This window comes from Nocardia sp. NPDC058640 (assembly GCF_042716995.1).
Lineage (GTDB): Bacteria > Actinomycetota > Actinomycetes > Mycobacteriales > Mycobacteriaceae > Nocardia.
The window spans coordinates 89,688-101,153 of sequence record NZ_JBHXRG010000018.1; the positions used below are offsets into that span (position 1 = coordinate 89,688).

The 11,466-nt window shown below is 66.9% G+C and carries 12 protein-coding genes; 7 read left to right on the forward strand and 5 right to left on the reverse strand.

Annotated features, from left to right (window positions below; genetic code table 11):
• Window positions 1–22: 22 nt before the first annotated feature.
• Window positions 23–985 carry a LysR substrate-binding domain-containing protein gene (locus ACFWU5_RS19600; protein WP_379239913.1) on the forward strand — a complete coding sequence of 321 codons (963 nt, stop codon included), beginning with the start codon at window positions 23–25 and terminating at the stop codon, window positions 983–985.
• Window positions 986–1,199: 214 nt separating this feature from the next.
• On the opposite strand, the gene ACFWU5_RS19605 is transcribed toward ACFWU5_RS19600, so the two are convergent.
• Complete coding sequence (locus ACFWU5_RS19605) at window positions 1,200–2,420, reverse strand: acetyl-CoA C-acetyltransferase (RefSeq protein WP_379239912.1); 1,221 nt, start codon at window positions 2,418–2,420, stop codon at window positions 1,200–1,202.
• Window positions 2,421–2,483: 63 nt separating this feature from the next.
• Window positions 2,484–3,353, reverse strand: coding sequence for an SGNH/GDSL hydrolase family protein (locus ACFWU5_RS19610; protein WP_379239911.1), 870 nt, complete (start codon window positions 3,351–3,353; stop codon window positions 2,484–2,486).
• Window positions 3,354–3,518: 165 nt separating this feature from the next.
• Between ACFWU5_RS19610 and ACFWU5_RS19615 the strand changes: the two genes are divergently transcribed.
• The 3 genes from ACFWU5_RS19615 to ACFWU5_RS19625 all read left to right on the forward strand — a co-directional run bounded on the left by ACFWU5_RS19615 (window position 3,519) and on the right by ACFWU5_RS19625 (window position 6,834).
• Window positions 3,519–4,901, forward strand: a complete 1,383-nt coding sequence (locus ACFWU5_RS19615) for a cystathionine beta-synthase (RefSeq protein WP_379239910.1) — start codon at window positions 3,519–3,521, stop codon at window positions 4,899–4,901.
• A gap of 122 nt (window positions 4,902–5,023) precedes the next feature.
• Entirely contained in the window at window positions 5,024–5,938 is a 915-nt protein-coding gene (locus ACFWU5_RS19620) for a type IV toxin-antitoxin system AbiEi family antitoxin domain-containing protein (protein WP_379239909.1), read from the forward strand.
• Complete coding sequence (locus ACFWU5_RS19625; RefSeq protein ID WP_379239908.1) at window positions 5,935–6,834, forward strand: nucleotidyl transferase AbiEii/AbiGii toxin family protein; 900 nt, start codon at window positions 5,935–5,937, stop codon at window positions 6,832–6,834. The genes ACFWU5_RS19620 and ACFWU5_RS19625 overlap by 4 nt, the downstream gene beginning before the upstream one ends.
• A 64-nt stretch (window positions 6,835–6,898) precedes the next feature.
• Here ACFWU5_RS19625 and ACFWU5_RS19630 read toward each other — a convergent pair whose 3' ends face one another.
• The 3 genes from ACFWU5_RS19630 to ACFWU5_RS19640 form a co-directional block, all read right to left on the reverse strand.
• Window positions 6,899–7,057: a hypothetical protein gene (locus ACFWU5_RS19630; protein WP_379239907.1), complete on the reverse strand. Its 159-nt coding sequence runs from the start codon at window positions 7,055–7,057 to the stop codon at window positions 6,899–6,901.
• A 67-nt stretch (window positions 7,058–7,124) separates the two neighbouring features.
• Window positions 7,125–7,982, reverse strand: a complete 858-nt coding sequence (locus ACFWU5_RS19635; protein WP_379239906.1) for a Bax inhibitor-1/YccA family protein — start codon at window positions 7,980–7,982, stop codon at window positions 7,125–7,127.
• Window positions 7,983–8,131: 149 nt separating this feature from the next.
• Entirely contained in the window at window positions 8,132–9,280 is a 1,149-nt protein-coding gene (locus ACFWU5_RS19640) for a class I SAM-dependent methyltransferase (RefSeq protein ID WP_379239905.1), read from the reverse strand.
• A gap of 393 nt (window positions 9,281–9,673) precedes the next feature.
• On the opposite strand from ACFWU5_RS19640, the gene ACFWU5_RS19645 reads away from it, so the two are divergent.
• The 3 genes from ACFWU5_RS19645 to ACFWU5_RS19655 are packed head-to-tail and all read left to right on the forward strand — an operon-like array spanning window position 9,674 to window position 11,419.
• Window positions 9,674–10,255 (forward strand): hypothetical protein, encoded by a 582-nt coding sequence (locus ACFWU5_RS19645; RefSeq protein ID WP_379239904.1) that lies wholly within the window; start codon window positions 9,674–9,676, stop codon window positions 10,253–10,255.
• Between the two features lie 37 nt (window positions 10,256–10,292).
• Window positions 10,293–10,760 (forward strand): hypothetical protein, encoded by a 468-nt coding sequence (locus ACFWU5_RS19650; RefSeq protein ID WP_379239903.1) that lies wholly within the window; start codon window positions 10,293–10,295, stop codon window positions 10,758–10,760.
• 59 nt (window positions 10,761–10,819) lie between these two features.
• Window positions 10,820–11,419: a DUF305 domain-containing protein gene (locus ACFWU5_RS19655; protein WP_379239902.1), complete on the forward strand. Its 600-nt coding sequence runs from the start codon at window positions 10,820–10,822 to the stop codon at window positions 11,417–11,419.
• Window positions 11,420–11,466 lie beyond the last annotated feature (47 nt).

Sequence of the window (11,466 nt, forward strand, 5' to 3'; positions counted from 1 at the left end):
CCCGCTGCCTACCCTCGGGACTATGGACCTGTCACTGGCCCGCCTGCGAATGCTGCGCGAACTACACCGCCGCGGCACGATCACGGCTGCCGCGGCGGCACTGCACTACACCGCGTCGGCGGTTTCCCAACAGCTGGCGCAACTCGAACGTGATGTCGGCACCCGACTGTTCGAAAGACGCGGGCGCCGTGTGCAACTCACCGACCTGGGGATCGTGCTCGCCGAGCACGCCGAGGAGATATTGGCCGCGGTCGAACGCGCGACGCAGGCGTTGGAGGAAGCGGGCGGGTCGGTGACCGCGACGATCACCGCCGGGGTGTGGGCGTCGGTGGCCGCGGGCCTGCTCCCCTCCGCGCTGACCACCCTCGCCGCCTCACACCCGGGCATTCTGGTGCGCACCACCGAACTCGCACCGGAGTCGACCGCCGCCGCGGTGCGTGACGGCACGCTGGACCTGTCGTTCGTGCTCGACTACTCGAACTATTCGATGACCTGGGACCGCGGCCTCGAGCGGGCGATCATCGCCGTCGAGCGGATCCACGCGGCCGTGCCCGCCGGTGCGGTGCCCGCCGCCGGCGTGAGCCTGGCCGAGCTGTCCGAACACCCGTGGATCATCGCGCCCGCCCGCTCCCACTTCGGACACGCGGCTCGGCTGGCATTCCAATCCGCGGGTCTGCGGCCGCGCATCGATCACGAAGTCGAAGAACAGTCGACCGCGATGGCCATGGTCGCGGCCGGCCTCGGCGTCACGCTGGTATCGGATCTGGGCCTGGCCTTACGCCCACCCGGCGTGGACATCATCACCCTCACCGACCACTTCACCCGCACAGTGTCGCTGGCCTACCGCACCAACTCCGCGGGCCGAGCCGCACTTCTTCTAGTGGTCGACGCGATCCGAACCGCCGCGGCGGAAAAGGGCCTCGGCACCGAAATCCGCACCGCACCTGGGGAACACCGAACCTCAGATGGCATTGGTTCTCCATGAGACGGCCGATGAGATCGCAAGTCCCGCTGGCATTTTCAAACTTCTCGAGCGGCGCTCGGATTCATCACTGCCCTCAGCCGCAAGGCAGACGAACAGTCCCCGGCGAGCACATGGGTAACTCACCGGGGACGGGCTGACTCAACCACCCGCGAAGTCTGGCCGCGTCGAATACCTCACGGCACCCAAGTCCGGCCAAAAGACGCGGGGAGGCGGATCAGCTCAGCCGTTCGATGATCAGGGCCATGCCCTGGCCGCCGCCGACGCACATGGTTTCCACGCCGAACTGCTTGTCGTAGGTCTGCAGGTTGTTCAGCAGGGTGGTGGTGATGCGGGCACCGGTCATGCCGAAGGGGTGGCCCAGCGCGATCGCGCCACCGGAGACGTTGAGCTTGTCCTCGTCGATCTTCAGCTCACGCGCCGAACCCAGCACCTGCACGGCGAAGGCTTCGTTGATCTCGAACAGGTCGATGTCGGAGACCGACTTGCCCGCCAGTGCCAGCGCGCGCTGCACGGCCTCGACCGGGCCCAGGCCCATGATCTCCGGCGACAGGCCGGAGACGCCGGTGGACACGATGCGGGCCAGCGGGGTCAGGCCCAGTTCCTTGGCCTTGGTGTCGCTCATGATGACCAGCGCGGCGGCGCCGTCGTTGAGCGCGCAGCAGTTGCCGGCGGTGACGGTGCCGTCGGGACGGAAGACCGGCTTCAGGCCGCTGACCGCCTCGTAGGTGACGCCGGCGCGCGGGCCGTCGTCCTTGCTGACGATCGAGCCGTCGGGCAGGGTCACCGGGGTGATCTCGCGCTCGAAGAAACCGGCCTTGATGGCCTCTTCGGCACGGTTCTGCGAGCGCACGCCCCAGCGGTCCTGGTCCTCGCGGGAGATGCCGGTCAGCGACGCGACGTTCTCCGCGGTCTGGCCCATCGCGATGTAGGCGTCGGGCAGCAGGCCGTCTTCGCGCGGGTCGTGCCATGCGCCCTTGCCGCCCTTGGCGGTCTCGGCGGTGCGGGCCTCGGCCTCGGCGAACTCGGGGTTCTTGGTGTCGGGCCAGCTGTCGGCCGAACCCTTGGCGTAGCGCGAGACGGTCTCCACACCGGCGGAGATGAACACGTCACCCTCGCCGGCCTTGATCGCGTGGAAGGCCATGCGGGTGGTCTGCAGCGACGACGCACAGTAACGCTGCACGGTGGTGCCGGGCACGACGTCGAGGCCGAGCTGGATCGCCACGTTGCGGCCCATGCCGAAGCCACCCTCACCGGCGGGCGAGCCGGTGCCAAGGATGATGTCGTCGATCTGCGTGGGGTCCAGCGAGGGCACCTTGGCCAGCGCGGCGCGAACCATCTGCGCGGTCAGGTCGTCCGGGCGCATTCCCGCCAGTGAGCCCTTCACGGCACGGCCGATCGGGGAACGGGCGGTGGAGACGATGACGGCCTCGGGCATGAGGACTCCTTATTCGCGGTGTTGTGATGTGAACGGCTGTTTACTTGCCGGTCTGATTCGAATCTACGTCTCCTGGTGCGCCACGGGAAGGGCAGGGCGGTGGCGCACCTGCTCGATCAGGACCGGAAGCAGCTGCGCAGCGGCCAATTCGTAGCCGGCGGCCGACGGGTGGAATCCGTCTGTCGCGAACAGAATCTCGGGCGCGGCACGGAATTCGGAGGCGACCAGCGGTGAACCCATCGGCACCGCGACGCCGCCCGCGATGGTCGTGGCCACGGTTTGCGCCTTGGCCAGGCGCACGCTCCAGTTCGCCACGATCGTGCGCAACGGTTGTTGGATCGCCACGACGGTGCCCAGGTTCGGGCAGGTGCCGACCACGACCAGGGCGTCGGCGGCGCGCAGTCGGGACACCGCCGCGGCCAGTCGGCGGGCGGAGGCTCGGATGGAGTGTTTCTTGGTGATGTCGTTGGCGCCGACCAAGATCACCGCGGCGTCGGGTGGGGGTCCGGCGATGAACATCGCGTCGACCTGACCGGCCAGGCCCTTCGAAGTGGCGCCCGATATTGCCTTGGTGCTCAAGCGGATTCGGAGGCCGGTCGCGTCGGCCAGGCCGCGTGCCAGGCGCACGCCGGGGACTTCCGCGGCGCTGAGGCAGCCCAGGCCTGCGGCGGTGGAGTCACCGAAGACCATCAGGTGCAGGTTGGTGGGGGTGGTTTTGCGCCATGGCTCGGGGAGGATCGCGCCCGGTGCGTACACGCCGTCGGCCTCGGGGGGCTTGGAAGTGTCGCGGCCGATTACCGCGCGTGCGGCGCCCGCCTGGGTCATCAGCAACCGATACGTCGCCCAGGAGACCGTTCCGGCGCTGGATCCGGCGAGCACCGTGGTCGCGCCGGTCACTACCGCGGTACGCCAGCTGATCCGAGGTGCGCTCACATCCGAAAATTCTACGGCGCGGTCCGCCTCCCCGAGTCTCTAGCCGGACTCAGGTGTCGGAGGGACATCGGACGCGGGCGGCGGTTCAGGCGGTGTGAGGGTCCGCCCGTACCCCCTGAGTTACCCATGTACTCGCGAAATCGGGGGTTCTGCAACGATGGGGTTATGCGCATCGCGGATCATGTCGTTGACCTCATCGGCAACACGCCCCTTGTTCGTCTGAACTCGGTGGTCGGCCCCGACGCCGGCCTGGTGGCCGCGAAGGTCGAGTACCTGAACCCCGGCGGCAGCTCGAAGGATCGGATCGCGGTCAAGATGATCGACGCCGCCGAGCAGGACGGGCTGCTGAAGCCGGGCGGGACGATCGTGGAGCCGACCTCGGGTAACACCGGTGTGGGGCTGGCGTTGGTCGCGCAGCAGCGCGGGTACAAGTGCGTGTTCGTGTGCCCGGACAAGGTCAGCGAGGACAAGCGCAACGTGCTGCGTGCCTACGGCGCCGAGGTCGTGGTCTGCCCGACCGCCGTCGCGCCGGAGCACCCCGACAGCTACTACAACGTCTCCGATCGCCTGGTCCGCGAGATCGAAGGCGCCTGGAAGCCCAACCAGTACTCCAACCCGGGCGGCCCCGAAAGCCATTACGAGACAACAGGTCCCGAAATCTGGGCCGACACCGACGGCAAGATCACGCACTTCGTCGCGGGTGTGGGCACCGGTGGCACGATCTCCGGCACCGGCCGCTACCTCAAGGAAGTGTCCGGCGGCAAGGTCAAGATCATCGGCGCCGATCCCGAAGGCTCGGTGTACTCCGGCGGCACCGGGCGCCCTTACCTGGTCGAGGGCGTGGGTGAGGACTTCTGGCCCACCGCCTACGACGCGTCGATCCCCGACGAGATCATCGCCGTCTCCGACGCCGACTCCTTCGAGATGACCCGGCGCCTGGCCCGCGAGGAAGGGCTGCTGGTCGGCGGCTCCTGCGGCATGGCCGTGGTCGCCGCGATCGAGGTCGCCCGCCGCGATCCCGACGCCGTGGTGGTCGTGCTGCTGCCCGACGGTGGCCGTGGCTACCTGTCGAAGATCTTCAACGACAAGTGGATGAGCTCCTACGGCTTCCTCCGCACCCCCCTGGAAGCCGGCCCCGAACCGCTGGTCGGCGACGTGCTGCGCGGCAAGTCCGGCGAACTGCCCGACCTGGTCCACACCCACCCGTCGGAAACCCTGCGCGACGCCATCGAGATCCTGCGCGAATACGGCGTCTCCCAGATGCCCGTCGTCGGCGCCGAACCGCCCGTCATGGCCGGTGAGGTAGCAGGCAGCGTCACCGAACGCGACCTGCTGTCCGCCGTCTTCGAAGGCCGCGCCAACCTCACCGACTCCGTGGCCCAACACATGAGCCCGTCGTTCCCCCTCATCGGCTCCGGCGAACCCCTCTCCACCGCCACCAAGGCCCTGTCCGACTCCGACGCCCTCATGGTCGTCGAAGACGGCAAGCCAGTCGGCGTCATCACCCGCCACGACCTCCTCGGCTTCCTGAGCACCGGCTCGATCTGACCCTCAACCACCCGACCCAGTCGAGCGGCTCCCTGCCTTTGCGGGGAGCCGCTCGATTTTCTTGTGCCCGCTAAAGCTGCAACCATGGCACAAAATGTGGCTATAACGTATATTTTTATGCCATGAGAGCTGATAGTCGCGCTGCGGGGGTGGTGGAACTAGCGGCCGAGCAGGGCGGTCTGGTCACCAGTCGGCAGGCGCGCGTCGTCGGCGTCACCGCTCACCAACTCAAGCGCATGGCCGATTCGGGTCAGCTGGAGCGACTGCACCACGGCATCTATCGAGTGACTCGCTTCCCCCACGACAAGCACCAGGCCCAGCGGGCGGCCTGGCTCGCGCTGGACCCAGGCATTGTGTCGTGGGAACGTCTGGACCAGGACGTGCCCGTCGGTGTGCTGTCGCATGCCACCGCGGCGCAGATGCAGAACCTCGGCGACATGGCGGCCGACACCGTCGAACTGACCGCGATCCGCCGGATTCGCCTCGGGATTCCCGACGCAGTCGTTCACCGCGGCGATCTCACCCGCGACGATTGGGAGGTCATCGACGGCCTGCCCGTGACGACCCCCGCACGCACGATCAGCGATCTAGCGGCCGCGTCCATCGACGCCGGACACCTGGCATCGATCGTTCGTGATGCGGTTGCCGACGACCGGCTGACCTTCGAAAAGGTTGCCGAGGCACTGTCACCCCACGTCTTTCGATACGGATATCAGCAATTCGACGGAGCGGGGTTTCGTGACGCACTGATCGACCAGGCCGGTGTCCCCGCGAACGCTATCGCGCTGGCCGAGATCGCCTCGAATTCGCTTGCCGCGCAACAGCGAAAGGCAGCAACGCCAGGCCCAGGATGGCAGCGTGCCGATGCCATGTCAGCGTTCGACGCGACGGTCGAGTCCCTGGAACGAATGCACCAGGTCCTCGACACCACGCCGGAAACGATCAAAGCCTTCGAGAGACTGGAGTCGGCGATTACCCGCCTCGGCGATGAACTTGCTGCGATGACCGAAGCCACCGATCAGGAGCAGGAACGGTGACGTCGCAACGGACTCCGGGTGCCACCCGCACAAGTGTCACCGCACACCTCAAGCGGCATGCCGCAGAGCATGGGCAACAGTTCAGCGAGGTCCAGCGCCGATTCGTCATGTCGCAGTTCCTCGCCCGAGTCTTCACTGCAGATCCTGAGGGATGGATCCTCAAAGGCGGTGTCAGCATGATGGTGCGTCTACCCCGAGCACGCCACAGCACCGACATCGATCTCCAATCGGCCAGTGTCACTGATGACCCGGCCGCCGAACTGGAACACATCGTTCGGGACAACAACGTCGATTCGTTCCGGTTCCAGGTGAAGAAGCGAACCGCCCTGGCAGATGGCAAGGGAATCAGAATCACCGTTGAGGCACGACTCGGCCCCACCGTGTTCGACACCTTCAAAATCGATGTTGTGCACCCCCGCCGCGAACTTGTCGGCGAGATCGAGCGCAAGCGGGTTCCCCGACTGGTCGATTCTGCGGACTTCCCAGCGGACCCCGAAGTGCAGCTCTACCCGATCGCAGATCAAATAGCCGACAAGATTTGCGCGATGTACGAACTTCACCGCTCACACCCATCGGGACGATTCCGTGATTTGGTCGACCTGCTGCTCATTGCCCACTATCTGCCGATCGACCTTCGCACCGTCGTCGATGCCCTCGAACAGGAACGGACATTTCGGGGTATCGCTGAGTTGCCAACTGCCCTTGCGGCTCCGGGCCCGGAGTGGGTCGATAGCTGGGCACGGGAAGCAAAGAAGAGTCCACTCAGCGATGACCACCACCGCCTGGAGGCGGCGCTCGCCGCGGCTGGACGCTGCTACGACCGCGTGCTTACTTCCTTGCCTGCCGCCGACCGCTCCGCCACATGGATCCCAACCGCCGGGGGCTGGGCAGACTAACCGCTACTGAATTACAGGGCCTAACGCGAAATCAGTTCGAGCACTGAGCATGCGTGCCAGCCTCTCACGCAATGTCGCCCATCGGCACGGTCGCCGCGTACTGGGCCAGTGCTTCCAGGTCGTCGTCGGCGGGCGATGTCGCGAGGGTTTCGGCGTCGCGTTCAGCGGACCTGCGCAGGCGGTCTCGCTCTGCGGCTTGTTGGCGTGAAAGCTGGATGCCCATCTCTTGATGATGACAGAAAGCGGCTCCCCACCGTGGTGGAGAGCCGCTTTGTTGGTGATCGACTAACTCAGTCGCGCTGGAAGTAGCTCAGCAGGCGGAGGATTTCGACGTAGAGCCAGACCAGGGTGATGGTGAGGCCCAGGGCCACGCCCCATGCGGCCTTTTCGGGGGCCTGGGCGCGGATCAGTTGGTCGGCGGAGTCGAAGTCCAGCAGGAAGCTGAAGGCGGCGATGGCGATGCAGACCAGGCTGAACACGATGGCCAGGGGGCCGCCGTCGCGCAGGCCGAAGCCGCCGTCGGTGAAGAAGCTCGCGATCAGGTTGCCGACCATGAGCACCAGCACGCCGACCATGGCGCCGATGAGCATGCGGGTGAAGCGGGGGGTGACGCGGATGGCGCCGGTCTTGTAGACCACGAGCATGCCGAAGAACACGCCGAAGGTGCCCAGGACCGCTTGGCCGATCAGGGCGCTGCCGCCCACACCGCCGAAGGTGACGTCGGTGAACATCAGCGACAGCGCGCCGAGGAACAGGCCTTCGAAGACCGCGTAGGACAGCACGATGGCCGGGTTGTCCATCTTGCGCCCGAAGGTCGCGATCAGGACCAGCACCAGGCCGATGATGGCGCCGCCGATGGCGAAGATCGGGGCCAGCGACGGGTTCGCGGTGGACAGCGCGAAGGACACGATCGCCGAGACGGTGAGCACCGCGAGGGTGATACCGGTCTTGGTGACCACGTCGTCGATGGTCATCGCGCGGGTGGCAGGGGCCTGCTGGAATTGCTGGCCGTACTGCTGCCCGTATTCGCCGTATTGCTGGTTACCGAGCTGGCCTGCGCCGGCTACGCCCGAACCGAAGTTCGCGTAACCGCCGACACCCTCCTGGCGAGGAAGGTTCTTGAACACCGGATTCGATGAGGTACGCACCGTGCGCCTTTCTTGGAGTTACGAGTAGCTGTGAAGCTCCAACTGCTGAGTTCAACGCGCCGTGATCGGACAAAGTTCCCGGCGGTTCGGTCGAGGACCGCACCACCCGCCCGTTCGGACAAATCGGACTCTACCGCTTTCGGGTCGCCCTATCGTTGTACGTCGCGCAGACCACGAACGGACCGCGTCACCGTGAACTTCTGGTTCCGGGCGATCACGTCGGTGCGGCCGACCATCCGTTCGACCACGCCGCGGTAGTTCAGGTGCGAGTTGTAGACGGTCCACAGTTCGCCGCCGGGGCGAAGCACGCGCCCGGTTTCGACGAACATCTTGATCGCCGAGCCGGTGTGCACGGCCGCCCCGACATGGAACGGCGGATTGCACAGCACCAGGTCGGCACTGTTGTCGGCGGCCGAAGTCATGGCGTCGTCGCGCACCACGGTCACCCGGTCGGCGACGCCGTTCGCTTCGGCGGTGGCGCGCGCGGAAGCCACGGCGGCAGCGGATTGGTCGGTGCCGACCACGCGGATGTGCGGGCGGGATTTGGCGAGTGCGACCGCGAGAATGCCGGTGCCGCAACCCAAATCGACGGCGTCGCGCGCGTCGGGCTTCATCCGGTCGAGGTGTTCGAGCAGGAAGCGGGTGCCGATGTCCAAGCGCGGTCCTGAGAAGGCCGAACCGTAGGCGACCACGTCACCGTCGATCTCGATGATGTTCTCCCGCACCGGGAATCGCGATTCGCCCACGGGCAGCGGCTCGCTGACCATGAGCACCCGCGACTTCTGTCTGCCGCGGCCCGCGCGTACCTGCGCGAAGGATTCGGCGAGCACCTCGTTCATGGCGGGGGTCAGGTATTTGTCGCGCCCGCCCGCGAACACCACCACGTCGTCGGCGGCGTAGCGGGCGATGGTCTCGGCGATCTCGGCCACGCCGGCCAGCATCCGCGGCAACCGCATCAGCACCACGCGCGCGCCGGTGAGCAGGTCGGCGTCGAGCGCGTGGGTGGTGAAGCGGTCGGTGAGTCCGAGGGTTTTGGCGTTGCCTGCCAGCGCCGATTCGCCGGTGATCAGGTCCTGGTGCACGCGAATGCCGGACAGTCCGTGCTGCGCGGCGACGCCGAGGGTGAGCGCGCCGTAGGCATCGCCGATCACCGCAACCTCGCCGCTACCCGCCGCGGCCAGGGCGTCCGCGGCGGTGTCGAGGATCAGCCTGTCGGCGGCGTCGACGGCATAGAGGTTCGGCGCTTCCACATCCGGAAACCGCCGTAGTCGGTCGAATACGTCCTCAACACTGTCCACCCGGCAAGTGTGCTAGATCGTTGCCCTCGCGTCACATCCGGGCCCGCGATCGGTGCGTGCGGTGGCTCTCGAGGGGACCTCATGGGATGTATTTCGATGAGGGAGAACGGGTCCCATGGATTTGCGACGGCCTTGCGAATGCTGCCGAATCGATGGATCTCATGAATTGTGTTGTTCTCCAATCCGTCGACTGGGATGTCGTCCCGTCGGTCGATTCGCGTGGCCGGCGCTAACGCCTGATCTGGTACGCGTTCACCGAAATTCGTGCCTGCGACCTGCGCGCATCGTCGCGGATCACCGGCTTCGGACACGCTCTCAGCAAACTTTCCGTTGCCGAACACACCCCGCGTTCCTTCGCCCACGGCCGCGGTCGACGTGCGTAGCATCGGCGGCATGCGCAACGCCCTCGTGTTCGTGCTGATCGCCGCGGCCGCGGTGGCAGTGTCCGGCTGCGGCACCGACAGCGCCCCGGTCACGGCGCCACCCACCACCACGAGCACCGCCAGTACCTTCGCCGATGCCACGGGCGAGGTGCCCACCGACGCGGGTCCGAAGTCCGGCCAGGCATCCGCGGGCGCGGCATTGACGGTGAGCGATATTCGGGTCGGCCGACAGGCCGGCTTCGACCGGGTGGTGTTCGCGCTGGGCGGCACGGGAACGCCCGGGTGGCAGGTGGCCTATACCGAGAGCGCGGTGCAGGACGGCAGCGGTAGGCCCGTCGACGTGGCGGGACGGTCGATTCTCGAGGTGCGGATCCTCGGGTCGGCGTATCCGTTCGACTCGGTGGTGCCGCCGTTCGCCGGGCCCGATCCCGTCACCGACCCCGGCGTGCCGGGCATCACCGGCGTCTACAAGAAGCTGGTCTACGAGGGTGTCACCCAGTCGTTCATCGGCATCGACGCAGCTCAGCCGCCATTCGCGGTGACCGCGCTGACCGATCCCCCGCGCCTGGTCGTCGACATCGCGACCCAGTGATGATTACCCCTACCCGGTATTGCCTACACTGGCTGACGTGATGGACCAGCATCAGCCGCCGCGCGCCTCGGGGATCGCCCGGGCGCTGGCGGTGTTGATGCTGCTGGCCGGAATCGTCGCCATGCATTCTGCGGTTTTCGGAACCGCGCACGCCCACGAAGCCGTCGCCACGGGGTCGTCTGCCCACCCGGAAGCCGTGGGAGCGCACCAGCAACCCGCGACACCGCCCGCAGACCATCCCGCACCTCATGACAACCCCGTCATGGCCACACCCGACCTCGACACCGGCTGCGGCGCATCAGGTTGCGAGGAACACGCCGCCGTCCACCCCTGCGTTTTCGTGCTCGCAGCCCTGTCCATCGCACTGACCCTGGTCCTGCTCTACCGCCTCGGCACCACCGCCGAATCCACCCACCGCGCCCCGAGACTCTGGCGCGGCCGCCGCGAACGCCCACCCCCGTGGACCGTCCTGACCCTTTCCCAACTGGCGATTCTGCGGATCTGACAGGTGCGGCAGTTCACCTGCCTCACCCGTATCGACCCACAATCCTCAGGAGGATCACCATGTTCATCAGCCGTACCCACATCGTCATCGCCGCTACCGCCACCGTGTTGTTCGCGGCGGGCTGCAGCGACGACAGCAGCACCCCCGCACACACCACCGAGCACTCGACTACGACAACAACCGCAGCCGCGAGGCCTGAGTTCAACGACGCCGACGTCACCTTCCTGCAGATGATGTACCCGCATCACGCGCAGGCCGTGGAGATGGCGAAGATGGTGCCCAGCCACACGCAGAATCAGCAGCTGATCACGCTGGCCGCGCAGGTGGAGAAGGCGCAGGCGCCGGAGATGCAGCAGATCACCGACCTGCTCACCAGCTTCGGCAAGCCCGCGCCCAGCGCGAGCGAGGGCCATGCCGGACACGACATGCCCGGCATGATGACGCAGCAGCAGATGAGCAGTCTGCAGGCGGCCAACGGCGCCGATTTCGACAAGCAGTGGTTGGAGATGATGATCGCCCATCACCAGGGCGCGGTCGGCATGGCGCAGACCGAGCTGAGCAGCGGCGTGAACCCGCCGTCACGGCAGCTCGCGACAAAGATCGCGGCCGATCAGGAAGCCGAGATCGCCACGATGCGCGGGATGCTCGCGCAGAACTGATCGAGTGCGGCGCCGGGTGCGCGAACCCGGCGCCGCGTCTCGTTTAG